Here is a 21,626-nt window from a genome sequence, read left to right as displayed (position 1 = left end):
CGGAGCGCCGCGGGCCTCACCGGCCCCGGCGCCCGCTCCCGGCGGGCGCCGGACGGCCGTGTCCCGTCTCCTCGGTCCTACTTCCTGGCGCTGGGTACGGCCAGCGGCTGCGACGGCGCCTTCCCCTTGGCCTCGGCCATCTGCTCGCTGAGCTCCTGGAGCCTGTTGCGGCCCATCGCCTTACGCACCTCGGGGAACCACTCGTCCTCCTCCTCCTCGACGTGGTGGCGGACATTCTCCATGAGAACGGTGACCTTGGCGTCGAACCGCTCGTCGCGGGGGTCCATGTCCTTGAGCTCGGAGAGCATCCAGACCACCACGTGGTGCTCCTCGATGCTCTCCAGGACGTGCTCGCAGACCTCCGGCGCCTCGGCGCGGACGGTGGGGTAGAAGATCTGCTCCTCGATGTAGGCGTGGGCGGTGAGTTCCTCGATCATCTGGTCGACGAGCTTGCGCTTCTCGTCGTAGGCGTCCTCACCCGCCTTCTCGAACTGCTTGAACAGCTTCTCGACCGTCTTGTGGTCGTCCTTCAGGAGCACGATGGCGTCCACGGGGTTCCCTTCCTCTGGTTCGATGGGGTTCACGGGTTCGGGGGGTTCACGGGTTGAGCAGGACCTTGACGGCCCCCTCGCGCTTCTTCTGGAAGATCTCGTAGCCGTGCGGGGCCTGGTCCAGCGGAAGCCGGTGGGTGGCCAGGTCCATCACCCCGAGGGGATCGGCGTCGTCGGTCACCAGCGGCATCAGGTCGTCGATCCAGCGCTTGACGTGGGCCTGCCCCATGCGCAGGGTGACGCCCTTGTCGAAGATCCTCAGCATCGGCATGGGGTCGGCCATGCCGCCGTAGACGCCGCTGATCGAGATGGTGCCGCCGCGCCGTACGGTGTCGATGGACTGGTAGAGGGCGGCCAGCCGGTCCACGCCCGCGTGCGACATCAGCGGGGCGGCGATCGCGTCGGGCAGCAACCCGGCGAGCGTCTGGGTGAACTTCGCCACGGGGGAGCCGTGGGCCTCCATGCCGACGGCGTCGATGACGGAGTCGGTGCCGCGGCCGCCGGTCAGTTCGCGGACCGCCTCGGCGACGTCGGGGGTCGCAGAGGCGTCCAGCACCTCGACGCCGTACCGGCGCGCCATCGCGAGCCGTTCCTGGACCCCGTCGACGCCGATCACCCGGTAGCCGAGGTGCTTGGCGATGCGGGCGCTCATCTGGCCGATCGGCCCGAGGCCGAAGACCGTGACGCTGCCGCCGTCGGGGATGTCGGCGTAGTCCACCGCCTGCCAGGAGGTGGGCAGCACGTCCGACAGGTAGACGAACCGCTCGTCGGGCGGGCCCTCGGGCACCTTGATGGGACCGAACTGGGCCTGCGGGACCCGCAGGTACTCGGCCTGTCCGCCGGGAACCTCGCCGTACAGCTTGGTGTAGCCGAACAGGGCGGCGCCCATGCCGTGGTCGCGGACCTGGGTGGTCTCGCACTGGGCGAACAGCTTCATGCCGCACATGTGGCAGTGGCCGCAGGAGATGTTGAACGGGATGACGACCCGGTCGCCGGGCTTGATCTGCCCGACGTCGGCGCCGACCTCCTCGACGATCCCCATGGGTTCGTGGCCGAGGATGTCGCCCTCCGCGATGAACGGGCCCAGCACCTCGTACAGGTGCAGGTCGGAGCCGCAGATCGCGGTGGTGGTGACCTTGATGATCGCGTCGGTCGGCTCCTTGATCGCGGGGTCGGAGACCTCCTCGACCCGTACGTCGCGCTTGCCGTGCCAGGTGACGGCCTTCATGGTCTGTCTCCTCTTCGATCCGGCCGGAAAAAGACCGGCTACCCGCTGTCGGGCGGGTAAACGGTCAGCGCAGGCGGGGCAGGACCTCTCTGGCGTAGAAGTCGAAGAAGGCGTCCTGCTCCTCGCCGATCTGGCTGATGTAGACCTCGTCGAAGCCGGCGTCGAGGTACTGCTTGATCGCCTTGACGTGCACCTCGGGGTCGGGGCCGCACGGCGAGCCCTTGCTCGCCTCCTCCTCGGTGACCATCTGGGCGAGCTGCTCGAAGTGCCGGGGCAGCGGGAGCAACTGGGCCGCCTCGCCCTGGACGCCCTGGGTCGGCCAGAGCCGGTGCACGGTCTTGCGCGCCGTCCCCTCGTCCTCGGCGTAGCAGACCTTCAGCCCGCCCTGCACGGTCTTGCCCGCCCCGCCCGACGTGCGGAACCTGCCGACCATCTCGGACGAGGGACCGGTGGTGATGTAGCCGTCGGCGATGCGCCCGGCCAGTTCCACCGACTTGTCCCCGAAGCCGGACATGTAGATCGGCGGCGGCTCGTCGGGCAGCGTGTAGATGCGGGCGGTGTCCACGTCGTAGTGCTCGCCGCGGTGCGTCACCAGCTTGCCGCTCCACAGCTCCCGCATGATCTCGACCGCCTCCTCCAGCATCTCCAGGCGTTCCTCCGCCGGAGGCCACCGGGAGTCGACGACGTGCTCGTTGAGCGCCTCGCCGGTGCCGACGCCCAGCCGGAACCGGCCGCCGGTCAGCACCGCGCTGGTGGCGGCGGCCTGGGCGATGATCACCGGATGGATGCGGACCAGCGGGCAGGTGACGGCGGTCGTGATCGGCAGCGAGGTCGCCTCGGCGATCGCGCCGATCACCGACCAGACGAACGGACTCTGGCCCTGCTCGTCCAACCACGGGTGGAAGTGGTCGGAGATCCACAGGCCCTCGAACCCCGCCTGCTCGGCGAGCTTCGCCTGCCGCACGAGCTCCTTGGGGCCGTGCTCCTCGCTCGACAGGAAATATCCGAATTTAGCCACATCTCCTCCTTGGCCTGAGCTGCACGGGCTTCTCCATACCCTTGAGGAAAGGGACAAACAGATCACTCCGGCCGAGGCGGATCGCGCAGCGGCGGCGGCCCGGCCGACGGGGGACCTGCGGAGACGGCAGCCGCCCGCTCCGCCTTGTGCCCGCACCGTCACAGGGGCGAGACTGGGGGGATCAGGCGCATGAGCGGGTCCGGAGATTCCGGGACCGCTGCGATCATGCCGCCTCTGGAGCCACCTATGACGCTGGAGATCAGCAGGGAGCACCGCAACGACTTCACCATCATCACGATCGTCGGGGAGGTCGACAAAACCGAGGCGGCGATGCTCAGCGCTCAGATCGACGAGGCGTTCACGGCCACCCCGCCGCGGTTGCTCTTCGACCTGTCGTCCATGAACTTCATCGACTCGTCCGGCCTGCGGCTCCTGGTCCAGGCGTCCAGCAGGGCCCACCGCTGCGGCGGCAGCTGCGCCCTGTGCTGCCTGAACCCCGTGCCCCGCAGGATCATGAGGCTCACCGGGCTCGACGCCGCCTTCGACCTCTACCCCACGCTCGGCGCCGCGCTCACCCGGGGAAAGCCGGAGAGATTCGCCTCGGCGGAGTTCTGACGCCGACGGCGGCCGGGCGCTTATCCCGGCCCTCCCGGGGCATCCGGGGGATATGCGTGTAACAGTCGTCGGGGCGACCGGGAACGTGGGCACGAGCGTGGTGTCCGCCCTGATCGCCGACAAAAACGTCACCTCCGTCCTCGGCCTGGCCCGCAGGACGCCTTCCTGGTGCCCGGAGAAGACCGAATGGCGTTCCGTGGACGTCTCCACCGGTGACCTGGCACCGCATTTCGAGGGCTCGGACGCGGTCGTGCACCTGGCCTGGCTGTTCCAGCCGACCCGCGACCCGCTGACGACCTGGCACGTCAACGCGCTGGGCAGCCTCCGCGTCTTCGCGGCGGCCGCCCGGGCGAAGGTGCCCGCCCTGGTGTACGCCTCCTCCGTGGGCGCCTACTCCCCCGGGCCGAAGGACCGCCCCGTCTCCGAGGACTGGCCCACCCACGGCTGGCCCGGCGCCGCTTACGGCCGGGAGAAGGCCTACGTGGAACGAGCCCTGGACTCCTTCGAGCAGAGCCATCCGGAGATCCGGGTGGTACGGCTGCGCCCCGGTTTCATCTTCAAGCGGGAGGCAGCCACCGAGCAGCGGCGGCTGTTCGCCGGACCTTTCCTGCCCCAGCGGCTCGTACGGCCCGGCCTGATCCCCTTCGTCCCGGACATCCCCGCCCTCCGGTTCCAGGCGGTCCACGGCGACGACATCGGCGAGGCCTACCGCCTGGCGGTGGTCGGCGACGCCTCGGGCGCCTTCAACATCGCCGCGGACCCGGTGATCGACCCCGCGGTGCTGGCCGAGCTCCTCGGCGCCCGCCGGGTGCCCGTCCCCGCCGGGCTGCTGCGCGGTGCCGTATCCGCCGCCTGGCGGATGCGACTGGTGCCCGCCGCCCCGGAACTGCTCGACATGGTGCTCGCGCTGCCGATCATGGACATCTCCCGGGCCCGGGCCGAGCTCGGCTGGCAGCCCCGGTACTCGGCGACCGACGCCTTCCGCGAGCTGCTGGAGGGCCTGCGCACCGTGGCCGGCATGGCCACACCGCCGCTCTCCCCGCAGACCGGGGGACCCGGGCGGATCGGTGAGCTGGCGAGCGGGGCCGGGAAACGGGACATGGCCCGGATCCCCTGATCCCGGACCCCCTGATCCCGGACCCTCTGGCCTCGGATCCTCCGACGGAGGCGGACCGTCCCGCGCCGGGCGGGAGACGGTATCAGGCCGTGCTCTTTCCCCTCCCCTGGCACGCGAGGGGTATGCCGCTCCGTGGGCGGGACGCCTCCTGCCCGACCACGCACCAGGAGGATCGATGATCGGTGACGGCCGCACGGACAAGGACCGGCAACTGGACGACGTACGGGTCGACTACCAGGACACCTCCCTCACCACCGACCAGGGCGCCAGGGTGGACGACACCGACAACTCACTCCGCCCGGGTGAGCGCGGCCCGACGCTGATGGAGGATTTCCACTTCCGGGAGAAGATCACCCACTTCGACCACGAGCGCATCCCCGAGCGGGTGGTCCACGCCCGGGGAGCGGCCGCGCACGGCTACTTCGAGCCCTACGACGACTCCCTGGCCGCCTTCACCCGCGCGGAGTTCCTCACCTCGCCCGGGACGCGGACGCCGGTGTTCGTCCGCTTCTCCACCGTGGCGGGCTCGCGCGGCTCGGCCGACACCGTCCGGGACGTACGCGGCTTCGCGGTGAAGTTCTACACCCCGCAGGGCAACTTCGACCTGGTCGGCAACAACATCCCGGTCTTCTTCATCCAGGACGCGATCAAGTTCCCCGACTTCGTGCACGCCGTCAAGCCCGAGCCGCACAACGAGGTCCCGCAGGCCTCCTCGGCCCACGACACCCTCTGGGACTTCGTGCAGCTCCAGCCGGAGACCACCCACATGATGATGTGGCTGATGTCGGACCGGGCGCTCCCCCGCAGCTACCGGATGATGCAGGGCTTCGGCGTGCACACCTTCCGGCTGGTCGACGCCGCCGGCCGGGGCACGTTCGTGAAGTTCCACTGGAAGCCCAGGCTCGGCATCCACTCGCTGGTCTGGGACGAGACCCAGAAGATCGCGGGGAAGGACCCGGACTTCAACCGCAAGGACCTGTGGGAGGCCATCGAGACCGGCAACCTCCCCGAGTGGGAGCTCGGCGTGCAGCTCGTGGCCGAGGAGGACGAGCACGCCTTCGACTTCGACCTGCTCGACGCCACCAAGATCATCCCTGAGGAGCAGGTGCCCGTCCGGCCGGTCGGGCGGCTGGTACTCGACCGCAACCCCGACAACTTCTTCGCCGAGACCGAGCAGGTCGCCTTCCACATCGGCAACGTCGTCCCGGGCATCGACTTCACCAACGACCCCCTGCTGCAGGGCCGGCTCTTCTCCTATCTCGACACCCAGCTCATCCGGCTCGGCGGCCCGAACTTCCCGCAGATTCCGATCAACCGGCCCCTGGCCGACGTGCGCAACCACCACCGCGACGGCTACCACCAGATGACCATCCCGCGGGGACAGGCGAGCTACCACCCCAACTCCACCGGCGGAGGCCGCCCCGCGGTCGGTGAGCCCGGCGCCTACACGCACTTCCAGGAGCGGGTGGACGGCAACAAGATCCGCAGGCGCAGTGCGAGCTTCGCCGACCACTACAGCCAGGCGACCCTGTTCTGGAACAGCATGTCCGCCTGGGAGAAGAAGCACATCGTCGCCGCCTTCCGCTTCGAGCTCGGCAGGGTGGTGCGGCCCTCCATCCGCGAGGGCGTCATCCGCAACCTCAACAACGTCGACCACGACCTGGCCGCCGAAGTCGCCGCGGGCATCGGGGTCGCCGCCCCGCCCGCGCCCGCCGTGCCCAACCACGGCCGCAGCTCCCCCGCGCTCAGCCAGGCGCACGCCCCTGTGCAGAGCGCCGCCACCCGGAAAGTCGCGGTCCTGGTGGCCGACGGCGTGGACGCCGCCCAGGTGGAGGCCGTACGGGCGGCGATCGTCACCATGGGCGCGATGTGCGAGGTCCTGGCCCCGCGGGGCGGCGCCGTACGAGGAGAAGGCGGCGAGCCGGTCCCGGTGACCCACGCGCTGAACACCATGGCCTCGGTGCTCTACGACGCCGTCCTGGTGCCCGGCGGACAGGAGTCGGCCCGGACGCTGAGCATGGACGGCGAGGCCGTGCACTACGTCGCCGAGGCGTTCAAGCACGGCAAGGCGGTGGGCGCCCTCGGCGCCGGGTCCCTGCTGCTCGAGACCGCCGGGCTCGGGCCCGGTCCTCACCCGGGCGTGGTGGTCGGCACCACAGGGGACATGGAGGACTTCATCGAGGCCTTCGGCACGGCCGTGGCCGCCCACCGCCACCCGGAACGCGCGGCCGACAGCGTTCCCGCGTAGGCCGCAGGGCCCGTACCGGGGCGCATGCGCGGCCCCTCGGCAGCGAGAAGGTCCCATGCGTCATCGCATGGGACCTTCTCCGCTTCTCCGGCTCCGCGGTCGCCTCAGATGCGAGAGGTGACGGCGCGGCGGCCGAGCAGGAAGCCCAGCGCGACCATGCCCAGGCCGAGGAACAGGTGCAGCCAGTTGTCCGCGGCGTTGAGCGGGACGAAGTTGGCCGGGCTGTCATGGGCGATCAGCATGCCGTACAGCCAGAGCAGCAGGTAGACCGCCCCGCCGCCGATGAGGTAGTTGCGGGCACCGGCCCAGGTGCGGGCGAGGGCGACGCCGGCCACCCCGAACAGCAGGTGGACGATGTTGTGCAGGATCGACACCTCGAAGACTCCCAGCAGCAGCGCGTCCGACTGATGCCCGGCGAACTCGAGCTCGTCGACGTTGGACGTGATGCCGGGGATGAAACCCAGGACTCCGACGAGAAGGAATACGATTCCCACGACCAGCGCGGCGAGTTGCAGCGGCGACCGGGGGGTGGTGCGTGCGGGCGAGGGGTTCATGACGCCTCCCATATGTGAATGCCTCTGGACCGGCCTCGCTACCCTCCCTGACCGCGGATAGTCATAAACGACGGTCTCCCGTATCACCGGTGATACGGCCGCCTCCGTGGGCAGGGGCAGTCGCATGGCGGAGACGATCCTGGTGGGTACGGCCTCGTGGACCGACCGGTCGCTGCTCGACTCGGGCTGGTACCCCTCCGACGCCTCGACCCCCGCAGAACGGCTGGCCTACTACGCCGGGCGGTTCCCGCTGGTCGAGGTGGACGCCACCTACTACCACCCGCCGGCGCTCAGGACGGTGGAGGCGTGGCGGGACCGCACGCCTGCGGGATTCACCTTCAACGTCAAGGCGTTCTCCCTGCTCACCGGTCATCCCACTCCCGCCAGGTCGCTCTACAAGGACATCCGGGTACGGCTCGGCGACCCGGACGGCACCCTCTACGCGCGTGACCTCGGCCCGGAGGTCGTCGACGAGGTGTGGCGGCGTTTCCTCGGCACGCTCGCGCCTCTGCACGAGGCGGGCAAGCTGGGCGCCGTCCTGCTGCAGTTCCCCCCGTGGTTCCCGGCCGGGGAGCGCAACCGGCGTCACGTCCTGGAGTCCGTACGGCGCTGCGCCCCGCTGCGCGCCTGCGTGGAGTTCCGCAACCGCACCTGGATGGAGGGGGACGGCGCGGAGGAGACGCTCGGCTTCCTGTCCGCCAACGGCATCCCCTACGTCAGCGTCGACATGCCCCAGGGTCACCCGTCGTCGGTCCCGCCGATCCTGGCCGCCACCGCCGACCTGGCCGTGGTGCGCTTCCACGGCCATTCGGAGAAGTGGGCCAGCAAGAAGATCGAGGAGCGTTTCGCCTACCTGTACTCCGAGTCGGAGCTGGAGCGGTGGGCGGCCAGGCTCCGGGAGTTCTCCGGCCGGGCGGAGACCCTCCATGTCCTGATGAACAACTGCTGCCGCGACAACGCCCAGCGCAACGCCGCCCGTCTCGGGGAGCTTCTCGGCGTCACCCGGCCGGTGACCGCCCGGCCCGGCGTGGCCGGCACGGCCGCCGAACGGTCGTGAGCCCGGGACGGCCCGCTCAGCCGGTGGCGGCCAGCCGCCGCACCGCCGCCACGATCTCGGTGTTCGGCACACCTTTGATGAGGTAATCGGCCACGCCCGCGCGCCGCATCTCCGCCACGATGCCGGTGTCGCCGTAGGCGGAGAACGCCATGACCCGGGTCCCCGGCGAACGGCGCAGGATCTCGCGGGCGGCGCCGGCCCCGCCGCCCGGCATCCGCACGTCCAGGATGACGACGGCCGGCGCGTGCCGTTCGGCGAGCCGGACGGTCTCGGCGGCGTCCGGGGCGACCGCGACCACGTCGAGGTCCGGCTCCGCCTGCAGCACCTCCCGGAGCACCTCCCGGATCATCGGCTCGTCGTCGCCGATGAGCACGGTCAGCCGCCTGGGCACGGCGTTCACAGCAGGGGACCCCCCTCGCCGTGCGCCAGCGCGGGCACCCAGAACTCCACGGTCGTTCCGGCGCCCGGCTGCCCGTGCATCCTCCACCAGCCGCCCGCCGTCTCCGCCCGCTCCCGCATGTCGATCAGGCCGAAGTGGTCGGGCCGGACCAGCGCGTCGACCGGCCGGCCGATGCCGACGCCGTCGTCGGCGACCCGCACCAGCACGCCGTGGCCGGCCGACACCAGCGACACGGTCACCTTCTTCGCCCGGGCGTGCTTGCCGACGTTGGCCAGCGCCTCCTGGCAGATCCTGAAGACCGTGATCGCGGCCTCGGACGGCGGCTCGCGGTCCAGGTCGTGCCGGAACTCGTAGGCCAGACCCGCCTCCCCCATCATCTGGTCGAGGTAGCCGGACAGTCCCTCCACCAGCCCGCCGCGGTCGATGCCCGGCGGGTGCAGGCGGAAGGTCAGCCCGCGCAGGCGGCTGACGGCCTCGTCCACGGCGTCGTTGAGCCGGCGCATCGCCGGGGCGTGCTCGCCGGGCAGCCGGCCGGCCAGGAGCTGCAGACGCATTCCGACCGCGACCATCGCCTGGATCGTGTCCTCGTGCACGTTCCAGGCGATGCGGCGCCGTTCGGTCTCCTGGGCCTGGACGAGGCGCGACAGCAGCCTGCCCCGCTCGTCCAGGGCGCGTTCGGCGGTGCGCCGCTCGGTCATGTCCCGGGTGACCTTGCCGAATCCGCGCAGCCGCCCGGTCTCGTCGAACAGCGGGGTGATGACCACGTTCGCCCAGAACCGGGTGCCGTCCTTGCGCACCCGCCAGCCCTCGTCCTCCAGCCGCCCCTCGACGACGGCGGTCTTCAGCTCCCTGCCGGGCTTGTCGGCGGCTACTTCCTCCGGCGGGTAGAACACCGAGAAGTGCTTGCCGATGGCCTCCGCGGCCGTGTAGCCCTTGATCCGCTGTGCGCCGGCGTTCCAGCTCGCGATCCGGCCGTCGGAGTCGAGCATGAAGATCGCATAATCGACGACGCTCTGGACCAGCAGGCGGAAGCGCTCCTCGCTCTCGCGCAGCGCCTGCTCGGCGGGGTGCTGCCCGGTCGGGTCCGGCCCTCCCCTGCCGGACCCGCGCGAGCGCCCGCTCTCGTCGAACAATTCAGCATCGGGCATACCAAAGCTTCGCACGGCCGGGCGGTCGCCGCATGCCACATGCGGACGGCGGCGTCGCCGCGGCTCAGGTCACGGCGGGCCGCTCCCCGCGCCTGGCGGGACACGCCCTAACGGCTGGCCAGGGCATCCCGCTCCTCGCCGAGTTTGTCGGCGACCCAGGTAATGGTGCGGCGCAGCCCGTCGACGGCCTCCACCTCCGGCCGCCAGTCCAGCCGGGAGGCGGCCAGGGTGGTGTCCGGGCGCCGGACGGCCGGGTCGTCGGCGGGACGGTCGACGAATTCGATCGGCGAGGACGAGCCGGTCAGCTCGCGGATGGTCTCGGCGAGAGCGAGCATGGTCAGCTCCGCGGGGTTGCCGATGTTGACCGGGCCCGCGAAGTCGCTGTCGGCCAGGGCGAGGATGCCCGCGACCGTGTCGGTCACGTAGCAGATGGAGCGGGTCTGGCTGCCGTCACCGGTCACGGTGATCGGCTCGCCGGACAGCGCCTGGCGGATGAAGGTGGGGATGGCGCGGCCGTCGTGCGGGCGCATCCTCGGCCCGTAGGTGTTGAAGATCCGCACGATCGCCGTGTCGGTCCCGTGGGAGTTGCGGTAGGCCGTCGTCAGTGACTCGGCGAAGCGTTTGGCCTCGTCGTAGACGCTGCGCGGGCCGACCGGGTTGACGTTCCCCCAGTAGCTCTCCCGCTGCGGGTGCTCCAGCGGATCACCGTAGACCTCGCTGGTGGAGGCGAGCACGAACCGGGCGCCCTTCTCCCGGGCGAGGCCCAGGGCGTGCAGCGTTCCGAGGCTTCCGACCTTGAGCGTCTCGATCGGGTGACGCAGATAGTCGAGCGGGGACGCCGCGGAGGCGAAGTGGAGCACCAGGTCGACGTCGCCGGACACGTGGACGAACCCGGTCAGGTCGCATTCGACGAGCCGGAACAGCGGCCCGCCCATCAGGTGGGCGACGTTGTCCGGCGAGCCGGTGAGGAAGTTGTCCATGCAGATCACCTCCGTCCCCCGTTCCACCAGCCGTTCGCACAGGTAGGAGCCGAGGAATCCGGCCCCGCCGGTCACCACCGCACGTCGTGTGCTCATCAGACGCTCACCTCCAGCAGGTTCAGGGCCGCGTCGAGGACCTCCGGTACGTCGATCCGCAGCAGCCCGGGATCGGGTTCGCTTCCATGGGGGTCCCCGGACCGCCCCGCCCACAGGGCGATGTGCGGCCCGGTGGGCGGCGGGCCCCAGAGCGCGGGTGCGACGGGCCCGAACAGCACCACGGACGGCGTGGCGCACGCGCTGGCCAGGTGGGCGACCCCGGTGTCGCCGCAGACGACCAGCCGGGCGCCGGCCACCACCGCGGCCAGCTCCCGCAACCCGGTACGGCCCGCCAGCACGTGCTCGGCGGGCAGGTGCGCCAGGGCGGCCACCTGGCGGGCGAGCTCCCGTTCCGAGGCGTTGCCCGTGATCACCACATCATGCCCGGCACGGCGCAGACCTGCCACTACCAGGGCGAACCGTGTCGGGGGCCAGCGCCTGGCAGGGGAGGCCGCTCCCGGATGGACCACGACCGGCCCTGTTCGCGCCCCGGCCGGCCCGGCGACCGGAGGACCGGAGGGGCCGGAGGGATCCGTCAGGAGCAGGTCGGCGGGGTCGGCCGGGATGCCGTACCAGCCGAGCAGGTCGCACCATCGCCGCACCTCGTGCACGCCGGCCCGCCACTCGGGGCCGGGCACGGCGGGGAAATCGGGGTGGGCGTGGGTCAGCAACCGTCCCGGACCGGTACGGCTCAGCGCCTCGACGCTCTGCGGGCCGCGACCGTGCAGGTTGACCGCGATGCCGGGAGAGCCGAGGGGCACCGGTCCCGGTCCCGAGACGTCCAGCAGCTCGTCGACGGCGCCGATCATCGGCAGCAGCTCCGCCAGGGCCGACGGTGCGGCCAGCACGAGCCGGTGCTCCGGGAACGCCCGCCGCAGCGCCCGCAGCGCGGGCACCGCGGTGAGCAGGTCCCCGAGCGCGAGGCCGCGCAGCGCCAGCAGAACCGGGCGGCCGTCGTCACGCTCCCCCGCCCGGGCCCGCCCGTCACTGCGCCCGTCCGCCCGCCTCCGGCCGCCACCGGCTTCTCCGAGGCCGTCGGCGGTCACGAGGGCTCCGCAACGGCAACGGCGACGCTCACGGCCATGACGTCTCCGTGGACGGGCAGACGAGCAGCTCCCTGATCTCGCATCCCGCCGGCTGGCCGAGGGCGAACACGATGGTCGCGGCCACGTCCTCAGGCTTGTTGAGCCGGGCGTCGGGCCCCGGCTTGTACTGTTCGTCGCGGTCGTCGAAGAAGTGGGTCTGCATGCCGCCGGGGACCAGCAGGGTCACCCCCACCTGGCCGGCCAGCTCGGCCGCGAGAGCGCGGGTGAAGCCGACCACGCCGAACTTGGACGCGCAGTAGGCGGTGGCGTCGCTCACCGCCCGCAGGCCGAGGGTCGAGGCGCAGGTCACGACCCTCCCCCGGGATGCGGTCAGGTACGGCAGTGCCGCGCGGACCACCGAGACGGTGCCGAACAGGTTGACCTGGACCACCCGCTCCCAGCGGTCGGCGGGCACGTCGGCCAGGCGCCCGCAGGCGTCGATGCCCGCGGCCGTGACGACGCCGTCCAGCCCGCCGGCCCGTCCGGCCAGTTCGGCCACGGCACGCTCCGCCTCCGCCCGGTCGGACAGGTCGGCGAGGACGTGGTCGACCTCGTAACCGGGCGCGGTGACGTCGACGACCAGCGGCCGGCCGCCCGCCTTGGCCACGGCCTCGGCGGTGGCCAGGCCGAGGCCGGACGCGCCACCGGTGATCAGAATGTTCCCGACCATGGTTGTTCCTCCGGTCTCACAGGGCCGCCCGGGCGGCGGCGATCAGATTGGTGGTGGACTGGCCGGGGACCAGGGGCAGGATCACGGTCTCGCCGCCGGCGCGACGCACCGCCTCCGCCTCCGGCAGGTCGGATTCGGTGTAGTCGCCGCCCTTGACCCACACATCCGGCCGTATCCGCTCGATCAGCGAAGTGGGGGTGCTCTCGCCGAAGACCGCCACGGCGTCCACGCACTCCAGCGCGCGCAGCACCTCGACCCGGTCCTCCTCGCCGACGACGGGACGGCTCGGCCCTTTGAGGCGGCGGACGGACTCGTCGGAGTTGACGCAGACGATCAGCGCGTCGCCCAGGGCGCGGGCCCGGCGCAGCAGGCTGACGTGACCCGAGTGCAGCAGGTCGAAGCAGCCGCCGGTGGCCACCAGCCTGCCGCCGCGTGCCCGGACGACCTCCGCGACCTCCAGGGGGGTGCGCGGGCGGTCTCCCAGCTCCGGCCCGAAGAGCCGCTCGCCCGGTTCCCGCACGGCGAGCCGGGCGCTCCGGCCGGGCCCCGAGAACCGGCCGTCCGGGGCGAGCGACCGGACGGCGGCCGCTCCCCCGCCCTCCACGAACCGGGTGGCCTGACCGACCGCCGCCTTCACGGCGTCCTCGGCCGAGGACCCGTCGCGCAGCGCCAGTGCGGCGGTCCCGGCGAACCGGTCGCCGGCCCCGCAGGTGTCCGCCCCCGTCACGGGGAAGGGCGGGGGCACCTGGGTGAACCGGCCACCCCGCCGCGCCACCCCGGCGCCGCGGGCGCCCAGCGTGACGGCGACCGCCTCGGCGTCCAGATCGCGGGCGAGGCGCCGGGCCGCCTGCTCGGGCGAGGCGTGCGCCTCTCCGCACAGCAGCCGGGCCTCGGCCTCGCTCGGCGTGACGAGCGCGCAGCCGGGGACCGGGGTGAGCCCGCGCGGGTGCGGGTCCCAGACCAGCGGTGCGGTGGCCCCGGCCAGCGCCTCACGCAGGACCGCCGCGGTTCCGAGCCCGTAGTCGGAGACCAGGATCGCTCCCGCGTTCCTGATCGCATCGGTGGCCCGGCGCAGCTCCGGCCCGCGCGCCCGGCCCCCGCACTCGCCGGTCTCCGCCCGGCCGTCACCGGTGTCGACCCGCAGCAGCGTCTGGCCGCGTGCCCGGATCCGGGTCTTGGTCACGGTGCCGCCGCTCAGCGGGAGCCTGACGGTCTCCACCGCGCCGGAGAGCAGTTCCCGCAGCCGCAGGCCGGGTTCGTCGTCACCGGCCGCGGTGACCAGCACGACCTCGGTCCCTTCGTCGGCCGCGAGCAGGGCGGCGAGTCCCGCGCCGCCGGGGCGCCGGTGCTCGCGGGTCCCCGCCACGACAGGCACGGGCGCGTCGGGGCACAAGCGCTCCGCGTCGCCCTCGACGTCCACGTCGAGCAGGCTGTCCCCGACGACCACGAGCGGTCCGCGCCTCATCCGCACGCCTCCTCCAGCATGTCCGCGCAGGTCTCCCCGGCCTCCTCGCACGCCTCCTCCATCGCGTCGCAGAGCATGTGGATCACAGCGAGGTGCACCTCCTGCACGGTCGCGGTGTCCGCCACGGCGACCGGGAAGGCGTCGTCGCACAGCTCGACGAGCGGGTTGGGCGCCGGGCCGGTCAACGCCCACGTCGTGACGCCGACCTCCCTGGCGGCGAGAGCGGCGGCGAGGATGTTCGGGCTGGCCCCGCTGGTGGACAGGCAGAGCAGGACGTCACCGGGACGGCCGTGCGCCCGCACCTGGCGGGCGTACACCTCCTCGGCGCCGAAATCGTTGCCGATCGCGGAGACCGCGGAGGTGTCGGCGTGCAGCGGGATCGCCGCGTACGGGCGGCGGTCGTCGCGGAAGCGGCCGACCAGCTCGGCGGTCAGGTGCTGGGCTTCAGCGGCTGATCCACCGTTCCCGCAGGCCAGAAGCCTGCCACCGCCGGTGAGTACGGCGGCCAGTTTGCGGCCCCATACGGAGATCGTCGGAGTGTCGGCATCCACCGCGGCGAGCGCGGTACTCAAGCGTGACAGGTGCGGGTGCATGGTCATCCTCCTGCCGTGGCGGCGATCCGGTTCTGGTCGTGGTTCCGTTGACCGGCGATCACGTCGAGGTAGACGGCCTCGGTGCGTTCGGCGATCCGGGGCCAGCCGTACCGGGACCGGGCGCGGCGCTCACCCGCCAGGGCGAGGGCGGCACGCAGGTCCGGGCGGTCCAGCAGGTCGCGCAGGGCGCGGGCGAGGGCGCGCGGGCGGCGCGGCGGGACCAGCGTCCCGCAGCCCGCCACCGTGTCCAGATGGCCGCCGACGGCGGAGGCGACCACGGGGACGCCGCAGGCCATGGCCTCCAGCGGCACGATGCCGAACGGCTCGTACCAGGGCACGCTGACCACGACGTCGGCCGAGCGCATCAGGGCGGGAACGTCGGCGCGGCCGACGCTGCCGATCAGGCGGACCCGGTCGGACAGGCCATGCGCGGCGGCCAGGCGGGTCAGCCGAACGGCCTCCTCGTCGTCCGGTGCTCCCCCGGCGATCACCAGTTCGGCGTCGGGCAGGTGGCGCAGTGCCTCGACGACGGTGCCGACGCCCTTGCGGGGGACCATGCGGCCGATGCTGAGGATCCGGCAGCGCGACCCGCGTGGGGCGATCGGGCCCTGCGAGTGGAACCGGGTGAGGTCGACCCCGCACGGCACGACGGCGACGCGCTCGCCGGGCACGCCCATCGCGAGCAGCTCATCCACCTCGTCGCCGCAGGTGGCCACGATTCCCTGGGCCCGCCGCCCGATGTCGGCCTCCGCCGCGATCCGTTGCGGCGGGCTGGTGTCCGCCGCGCCCTGCCAGCGGCGCTTCACCGTGCCCAGGGCGTGGAAGGTCTGCAGGACCGGCACCCCGAGCTCACGCGCGGCCTCCAGCGCCGCCAGGCCGCTCATCCAGAAGTGGGCGTGCACCACGTCGGGCCGCCGCTCCGCCCAGCGCCGCCGCAGGTGGTCGGCGAAGGCGGGCATGTACGGCGGCAGCTCGTCCTTGGGGACGGGGGCCGCCGGACCGGCCGGGACGTGCTCCACGGTCACCCCCGGGTGGAGCGGCACGAGGCGAGGCACGTCCGGACGGTCGCGCCGGGTGTGCACCACGACCTCGTGCCCTCGGTCGGCCAGGGCGGTCGCCAGCGCCGCGACGTGGACGTTCTGCCCGCCGGCGTCGACTCCGCCGACCGCGGCGAGCGGGTTCGCGTGCTCGGATATCAGAGCGATCCTCATACAACCGCCTCTCTCGGTACGGCCATGCGGCGGACGGCCTCGACGACCTGTCCGGCCGGCACGGACGACAGACAGGGATGGCCGGGAACCGGGCAGACCCTGGCCCTGGTGCCCCGGCACGGGGCGTGCTGGTCTCCGAGGAGCACGGACGGTACGCCGTACGGCGCCCAGCGGGCGGCCGGGACGACGGGGGCGAAAAGGCTGACCACCGGGGTGCCGACCGCCGCCGCCAGGTGTGCGGGGCCGGTGTTGGCCGCGACGACCGCGCTCGCCCCGGCGAGCACCGCGGCGAGCTCGGCGAAGGTGGTCGCGCCCCCCAGGTCGGTGACGGCCCCCGCTCCGGCGATCCGCGCGGTCAGTGCTCTCTCGCCGGGGCTGCCGGTCACCACGACCCGAAGCCCGGCGGCGGTGAGTTCCTCCACCAGGCGGGACCAGCTCTGCTCGGGCCAGGCCCGCGCGGGCGCCGAGACGCCGGGGTGCACGGCCACGTAACCGGGCGGTCCGGCCAGATGCCGGACCTGCGGCAGCGGATGCCGCACGGCGAGCCTGCCGTCGTCGCCGGGCGGCAGGTCGAACCCCGCAGCCCTGGCCAGGCCGAGCATGCGCTCGGCCTCGGGCACGTCCGCGTCCTCGTCGACGACCCGCCGCAGGTCGAGCAGCGAGCCGGGGTAGTCGGTGCTGATCGCCGAGATCCTGGGCACTCCGGCGAGCCGGAGGAGCAGGGCGAGCGGGAGCGGCGACTGGTGGAAGGAGGTCAGGATCAGGGCCTCCTCGGGCGCGGCCCGCCGGACGGATCTGATCAGCCGCGCGGTGTGCGCACCGGTCACCGGCGGCGGCTCGGGGTCGATCCACGGCGTACGCCACTCGATCACCCGGGACACGCCGGGCAGCAGCTCGGCCGCGGCCCTGCCGTGCGGCCCGGCCAGCAGGACGACCTCGCGCGCCCCGGCGGCGACCGCCCGGACCGCCGGACCGGCCAGCAGGACGTCGCCCGCGTTGTCGACGCGGGCCACCAGCACCGTGCCCCGCGCGGGTCCCCCGGCAGGGCCCGCAGCGGAACTCACAGCGGAACTCACGGCGGAACTCACGGCACGACCGGCACCCGGAACCGCACCCCGGCCTCCGAGGGGGCCCGGCACCGGACCGGTCACCGGCGCACCCGCAGTTCTCCGCGGAGCCGGTGCGCGCAGGCCACCGGTGGGATGACCATGCTGGTGACCGCCATCCGCCGGATCTCCTCCGCGGTTCGCGGTCCCGGGGCGATGCGGGCCCAGGCGAACTCGGCCGTGAGCAGCGCCCACACCGCGCCCGCCACCGCGGACGCCCGTCGCCGCCCGGCCAGGCCGGCCCCGATGGAGAGCAGGCCGAACGCCGTGACCAGGGCGTGCCGGCGCAGCCGTCCCGGCGCGCCGCCGAGGGCGGCCCGCCAGGCGGGGCCGTGCACGCGCCGCATCAGCGCGTCGTCGGCGTTGCCGCGCTGGAAGCGCACGCTGGCCCAGAATCCGTCGTCGCGGACCGGGTGCCGGGTGACGCGCTCGCCGCGCACCAGCCGGTAGCCCGCCGCCCGCATCCGCAGCGCCAGGTCGGCGTCCTCCCGGTAGGCCCGGGGGAAGCGTTCGTCGAACCCGCCGGTCCGCTCCAGCGCGGCCCGCCGGTAGGCCATGTCGGCGGTGATCCATTCGGCGGTCGCCAGGCCCGCGGTGTTGCGCTCGGCGTCGGTGGGCCTGCGGTCGGCCGGCAGCGGGACCTCGATGCGGCCCTGGCTGCCGCCCACGTCGGCGGGCAGGTCCTCCAGGTCGGCGCGGACCGCCTTGTCCCAGCCGGGTTCGGGGATCACGTCGTCGTCGAGGAACACGATCCACGGCGTTCCGGCCGCGCGCCATCCGGTGTTCCTGGCGGCGGCGGGGCCCCGCCCCCCGGAGCGCAGGACCCTGACCCGGCCGTCCGCCGCGCGCAGCGCGCCGAGGAGGTCCGCGTCGCGCTCCACCGACGCCGCTCCCGTCAGGAGCGGGCCGTCCACCGACGGTTCGGGCAGGAGGTCGACGGCCAGCTCGTCGGGGCGGTCGTCGACCACGATGACCTCGGTCTTCGGGTCCAGGGCGGCGAGGGTCGCGGCGAGGGTGGGCCGGCCGATCGTCGGGATGACCACAGTGATCACGACGCGAACACCTGCCCCCGCCGGATCAGGTACGGCCCGAGCACCAGCAGGTCGACCGGGGCCGACCCGAAGCACTCCAGCGCGTCCCTGGGGTCGTCGACCATGGGCCGCCCGGCGGTGTTGAGGCTGGTGTTGACCACCACCGGGATCCCGGTCCTGGCCTCGAACTCCTCCAGCGTCCTGGCCATCAGCGGGTCGTCGGCCCGGTCCACGGTCTGGATCCTGGCGGTGCCGTCGACGTGCACGACGGCGGGGATGCGCTCGCGCCACTCCGGCCGCACGTCGTGGACGAAGAGCATGTAAGGGCTGGGCACCGGGCCGCGCTCGAAGATCTCCCCGGCGCGCTCGGCGAGCACCATCGGGGCGATCGGGCGGAACTGCTCGCGGCCCTTGACATCGTTGAGCCGCTCGGTGTTGGCGGCCCGGCCGGGGTGGGCCAGCAGGGAGCGGCGGCCGAGCGCACGCGGGCCGTACTCGCTGCGGCCCTGGAACCAGGCGACGATCCGGTCGGCGGCCAGCTCCGCGGCGACGGCGGCGGCCAGGTCGGCGGGGCGCTCGTACGGCACCCGCGCGACCTCCAGCCAGCTCGCCAGCTCCTCGTCGGTCCAGCCGCGGCCGAGGTCGGCGCCGGGCATCGGCGCGGCCGGCTCCCCGGCCGCCTGGGCCAGGTGCAGCGCCCCGCCGAGCGCGGTGCCGGCGTCTCCGGCGGCGGGCTGCACCCAGATCTCCTCGAAGGGGCCCTCGGCCAGCAGGCGCGTGTTGGCCACGCAGTTGAGGGCCACGCCCCCGGCCATGGTCAGGTACCGCTCGCCGGTGCGCTCGTGCAGCCAGCGGGCGAGGTCGAGCAGGACCTCCTCCAGCCGCTTCTGCACGCTGGCGGCGAGGTCGGCGTGGTCGGCCGACCACTCCTCTCCTCTGCCGAGGGCCTTGGCGTAACCTCCCCAGTTGATCGGCTCGACGCGGAAACCGCCGTCGCCGGTGGTGTGGATCAGCTCGCGCAGCTCGCCCAGGAAGCGGGGCTCGCCGTAGGAGGCCATGGCCATGACCTTGTACTCGTCGCTGGAGCGCAGGAAGCCCAGGTGCTCGGTGACCTCCTCGTACATCAGCCCGAGGGAGTGCGGCAGCTCCTGGGTGGCCAGGATGTCCAGCTCGCCGTCGAGGTAGCGCCCGGCCAGGTGGGAGACGGCCTCGCCTCGGCCGTCGCAGACCAGCACCGCCGAGTTCCGGTACGGCGCGGCCAGCCCGGCGGAGGCGGCGTGGGCGACGTGGTGGGGCACGTAGCGGACCTGGGCGGGGTCGAGGCCGGGCAGGGCGGTGGCCAGGAAGGCGGGAGCCCGGTGGGCGTAGGTGGTGCGCAGGTCCTCCCAGCGCTCGTCGAGCCCCTGCTGGCCGGGCCGGACGAGCGCGGGGTCGTAGGAGTAGGCGACGGCGTCGAGGTCCTCGGGCCGCAGACCCGCCTGTTTCAGGCACCAGGCGGCGGCCTGCTCGGGTAATTCCCAGGCGGAGAAGGGAACGGGACGTTTGCCGTGCTTGCGACGGCTGAACCTTTCCTCCTCGGCGGCGGCCACCACTTCGCCGTCCACTACGAGCGCCGCTGCCGGGTCATGAAAAATCGCGTTTAATCCCAGAAAGTTCATGGATTCGCCTCCCGCAGATGCTTAACCACTACCGAGAGAAGCGCTTCTCAAACACCATCATTGGGTAGAAGTGCAGCTAGAAAGGCTGCGAGCTGCGACTTGTTACGCTAAGTAGTTTTTTTAGGGTTAGTTTTCGGACGACCGGGTAGCGACCCGAGACCAGCGAACAATCCCTCCGGAGGTGCTCGTGCCGCACGGGAAACGGCCCGCCGCCGTGCTGTTCGATCGTGACGGAACACTCGTTCACGACGTCCCCTACAACAACGATCCAGAACTGGTCGAGGCGGTTCCGGGCGGGCGCGCCGCGGTGGACCGGCTCCGCCGGGCGGGCGTGCCGGTGGGGGTGGTGAGCAACCAGTCCGGCGTCGCCAGGGGCCTGATCGGGCCCCGGGAGCTGGAGGCGGTCAACGCCCGCGTCGAGGAGCTGCTCGGGCCGTTCGACGTGTGGGCGATCTGCCCGCACGACGACGCCGACGGATGCGCCTGCCGCAAGCCCGCCCCCGGGCTGGTGCTGCGCGCGGCGGCGGCCCTCGGCGTGGATGCCCGCGACTGCGTGGTGATCGGCGACATCGGCAGGGACGTCGAGGCCGCCCGCGCGGCCGGGGCCCGGGGCATCCTGGTGCCCACGGCCGTGACGCTGCCCGGGGAGGTCGCCGCCGCCGGGGAGGTCGCCGCCGACCTCGCCGCCGCGGTCGACCTGGTCCTCGGCCGCACCGCGGAGCCCGCGGCGGTGGAGCGGCCCCCGCTCGCCGTACCGGGCGGAGAAAAGATCCAGACGGCCGGGGAGGTCGCATCGTGAGAGTCCTGCTCTGGCACGTGCACGGCTCGTGGACCACGTCGTTCGTGCACGGCGCCCACGACTACCTGGTGCCCCTCACCCCGGACCGGGGCCCCGACGGGCGCGGCCGGGCGCAGACCTATCCCTGGCCGGAGGCCGCCCGCGAGGTGCCCGCCGACCGGCTCCGCGACGAGGACGTGGACCTGGTCGTCCTGCAGCGTCCGCACGAGCTGGAGCTGGCCGCCGAGTGGCTGGGCCGCCGCCCGGGCCGGGACGTGCCGGCCGTCTACGTCGAGCACAACACCCCCAAGGGCGAGGTCCCGGCCACCCGGCACCCGCTGGCCGAGCGCGACGACATCCCCGTGGTCCACGTGACCCACTTCAACCACCTGTTCTGGGACTGCGGCCGGGCCCCCACGCGCGTGATCGAGCACGGCGTCGTCGATCCCGGCTACCTCTACACCGGCGAGCTGCCCCGGGCGGGCGTCGTGGTCAACGAGCCGATCCGGCGCGAGCGGGTCGCGGGCACCGACCTGCTTCCGCAGTTCGCCGAGGAGGCGCCGCTGGACGTGTTCGGCATGGGGGTCACCGGCCTGCCGGACCACCTCGGCATCCCGGTGGGCGTCTTCGAGGACCTGCCGCAGGCGCGGATGCACGCCGAACTGGCCCGGCGCCGGGTGTACCTCCACCCCTACCGGTGGACCTCGCTCGGCCTGTCCCTGATCGAGGCCATGCTGCTGGGCATGCCGGTGGTGGCGCTGGCCACCACCGAGGCCGTGGAGGCGGTGCCTCCGGAGGCCGGGGTGATCTCGACCCGCGTCTCCGTCCTCACCGCCGCGCTGGACGCCTTCGTCGGCGAGCCGGAGCTGGCCCGGCAGGTCGGCAGGACCGCCCGCGCCGCCGCGCTCGCCCGCTACGGCCTGGGCCGGTTCCTGTCCGACTGGGACCGCCTGATCGCCGAGGTCACCGGGGACCGCCCGGCCGTCCTGACCGATCTGCTCATGTGACGTCGGTTGT

21 protein-coding genes are annotated in these 21,626 nt (G+C 73.0%); 6 read left to right on the top strand and 15 right to left on the bottom strand.

Annotated features, from left to right (window positions below; genetic code table 11):
• Positions 1-77: 77 nt before the first annotated feature.
• The 3 genes from HS041_RS19660 to HS041_RS19650 all read right to left on the bottom strand — a co-directional run bounded on the left by HS041_RS19660 (position 78) and on the right by HS041_RS19650 (position 2,797).
• On the bottom strand, positions 78-551 hold the full coding sequence (locus tag HS041_RS19660; RefSeq protein WP_196442105.1) for a hemerythrin domain-containing protein: 474 nt from the start codon (positions 549-551) through the stop codon (positions 78-80).
• 46 nt (positions 552-597) lie between these two features.
• On the bottom strand, positions 598-1,779 hold the full coding sequence (locus HS041_RS19655; RefSeq protein WP_196442104.1) for a zinc-dependent alcohol dehydrogenase: 1,182 nt from the start codon (positions 1,777-1,779) through the stop codon (positions 598-600).
• A gap of 64 nt (positions 1,780-1,843) precedes the next feature.
• The gene (locus HS041_RS19650) at positions 1,844-2,797 is read right to left on the bottom strand and encodes an LLM class F420-dependent oxidoreductase (protein ID WP_196442103.1); all 954 of its coding nucleotides are present in this window, start codon (positions 2,795-2,797) and stop codon (positions 1,844-1,846) included.
• Between the two features lie 246 nt (positions 2,798-3,043).
• On the opposite strand from HS041_RS19650, the gene HS041_RS19645 reads away from it, so the two are divergent.
• From HS041_RS19645 to HS041_RS19635, 3 genes are all read left to right on the top strand, one after another.
• The gene (locus HS041_RS19645; RefSeq protein ID WP_196442102.1) at positions 3,044-3,412 is read left to right on the top strand and encodes an STAS domain-containing protein; all 369 of its coding nucleotides are present in this window, start codon (positions 3,044-3,046) and stop codon (positions 3,410-3,412) included.
• A gap of 52 nt (positions 3,413-3,464) precedes the next feature.
• Entirely contained in the window at positions 3,465-4,529 is a 1,065-nt protein-coding gene (locus HS041_RS19640) for an NAD-dependent epimerase/dehydratase family protein (RefSeq protein ID WP_196442101.1), read from the top strand.
• 175 nt (positions 4,530-4,704) lie between these two features.
• Entirely contained in the window at positions 4,705-6,777 is a 2,073-nt protein-coding gene (locus HS041_RS19635; protein WP_196442100.1) for a catalase, read from the top strand.
• Between the two features lie 104 nt (positions 6,778-6,881).
• On the opposite strand, the gene HS041_RS19630 is transcribed toward HS041_RS19635, so the two are convergent.
• Positions 6,882-7,331 carry a DUF4383 domain-containing protein gene (locus HS041_RS19630; protein ID WP_196442099.1) on the bottom strand — a complete coding sequence of 150 codons (450 nt, stop codon included), beginning with the start codon at positions 7,329-7,331 and terminating at the stop codon, positions 6,882-6,884.
• 124 nt (positions 7,332-7,455) lie between these two features.
• Here HS041_RS19630 and HS041_RS19625 point away from each other — a divergent pair, with 124 nt between their 5' ends.
• A complete protein-coding gene (locus HS041_RS19625) occupies positions 7,456-8,388 on the top strand; it encodes a DUF72 domain-containing protein (protein ID WP_196442098.1) in 933 nt (310 codons plus the stop codon).
• 16 nt (positions 8,389-8,404) lie between these two features.
• Here the strand turns inward: HS041_RS19625 and HS041_RS19620 are convergent, their stop codons facing one another.
• From HS041_RS19620 to HS041_RS19570, 11 genes are all read right to left on the bottom strand, one after another.
• Positions 8,405-8,788: a response regulator gene (locus HS041_RS19620; protein WP_196442097.1), complete on the bottom strand. Its 384-nt coding sequence runs from the start codon at positions 8,786-8,788 to the stop codon at positions 8,405-8,407.
• The gene (locus HS041_RS19615; RefSeq protein ID WP_196442096.1) at positions 8,785-9,936 is read right to left on the bottom strand and encodes a PAS domain-containing sensor histidine kinase; all 1,152 of its coding nucleotides are present in this window, start codon (positions 9,934-9,936) and stop codon (positions 8,785-8,787) included. Before HS041_RS19615 ends, HS041_RS19620 begins: the two co-directional genes overlap by 4 nt.
• A 107-nt stretch (positions 9,937-10,043) precedes the next feature.
• Positions 10,044-11,012, bottom strand: a complete 969-nt coding sequence (locus tag HS041_RS19610) for a UDP-glucuronic acid decarboxylase family protein (protein ID WP_196442095.1) — start codon at positions 11,010-11,012, stop codon at positions 10,044-10,046.
• Complete coding sequence (locus HS041_RS19605) at positions 11,012-12,058, bottom strand: glycosyltransferase family 9 protein (RefSeq protein ID WP_307845371.1); 1,047 nt, start codon at positions 12,056-12,058, stop codon at positions 11,012-11,014. Before HS041_RS19605 ends, HS041_RS19610 begins: the two co-directional genes overlap by 1 nt.
• Before the next feature lie 28 nt (positions 12,059-12,086).
• Positions 12,087-12,767, bottom strand: coding sequence for an SDR family oxidoreductase (locus tag HS041_RS19600; protein ID WP_196442094.1), 681 nt, complete (start codon positions 12,765-12,767; stop codon positions 12,087-12,089).
• A 16-nt stretch (positions 12,768-12,783) separates the two neighbouring features.
• On the bottom strand, positions 12,784-14,232 hold the full coding sequence (gene rfaE2, locus HS041_RS19595; protein WP_196442093.1) for a D-glycero-beta-D-manno-heptose 1-phosphate adenylyltransferase: 1,449 nt from the start codon (positions 14,230-14,232) through the stop codon (positions 12,784-12,786).
• On the bottom strand, positions 14,229-14,825 hold the full coding sequence (locus tag HS041_RS19590) for a D-sedoheptulose-7-phosphate isomerase (RefSeq protein WP_196442603.1): 597 nt from the start codon (positions 14,823-14,825) through the stop codon (positions 14,229-14,231). The genes rfaE2 and HS041_RS19590 overlap by 4 nt, the downstream gene beginning before the upstream one ends.
• A gap of 2 nt (positions 14,826-14,827) precedes the next feature.
• Entirely contained in the window at positions 14,828-16,036 is a 1,209-nt protein-coding gene (locus tag HS041_RS19585; RefSeq protein WP_196442092.1) for a glycosyltransferase, read from the bottom strand.
• Positions 16,033-17,100: a glycosyltransferase family 9 protein gene (locus HS041_RS19580; RefSeq protein WP_196442091.1), complete on the bottom strand. Its 1,068-nt coding sequence runs from the start codon at positions 17,098-17,100 to the stop codon at positions 16,033-16,035. The genes HS041_RS19585 and HS041_RS19580 overlap by 4 nt, the downstream gene beginning before the upstream one ends.
• 83 nt (positions 17,101-17,183) lie before the next feature.
• Entirely contained in the window at positions 17,184-18,194 is a 1,011-nt protein-coding gene (locus HS041_RS19575) for a glycosyltransferase family 2 protein (protein ID WP_196442090.1), read from the bottom strand.
• Positions 18,191-19,831, bottom strand: coding sequence for a carbamoyltransferase family protein (locus HS041_RS19570; RefSeq protein ID WP_196442089.1), 1,641 nt, complete (start codon positions 19,829-19,831; stop codon positions 18,191-18,193). Before HS041_RS19570 ends, HS041_RS19575 begins: the two co-directional genes overlap by 4 nt.
• Before the next feature lie 187 nt (positions 19,832-20,018).
• On the opposite strand from HS041_RS19570, the gene HS041_RS19565 reads away from it, so the two are divergent.
• Together HS041_RS19565 and HS041_RS19560 are read left to right on the top strand one after the other, a co-directional pair.
• Positions 20,019-20,630 (top strand): D-glycero-alpha-D-manno-heptose-1,7-bisphosphate 7-phosphatase, encoded by a 612-nt coding sequence (locus tag HS041_RS19565; RefSeq protein WP_307845370.1) that lies wholly within the window; start codon positions 20,019-20,021, stop codon positions 20,628-20,630.
• Positions 20,627-21,616, top strand: coding sequence for a glycosyltransferase (locus HS041_RS19560; RefSeq protein ID WP_196442088.1), 990 nt, complete (start codon positions 20,627-20,629; stop codon positions 21,614-21,616). Before HS041_RS19565 ends, HS041_RS19560 begins: the two co-directional genes overlap by 4 nt.
• The last annotated feature ends 10 nt before the right edge of the window (positions 21,617-21,626 follow it).

The sequence above is a fragment of the Planomonospora sp. ID67723 genome, assembly GCF_015711605.1.
GTDB lineage: Bacteria > Actinomycetota > Actinomycetes > Streptosporangiales > Streptosporangiaceae > Planomonospora_A.
Note: the sequence above shows the minus strand (reverse complement) of the source record. Positions and strands in the feature narration are given on the sequence as shown.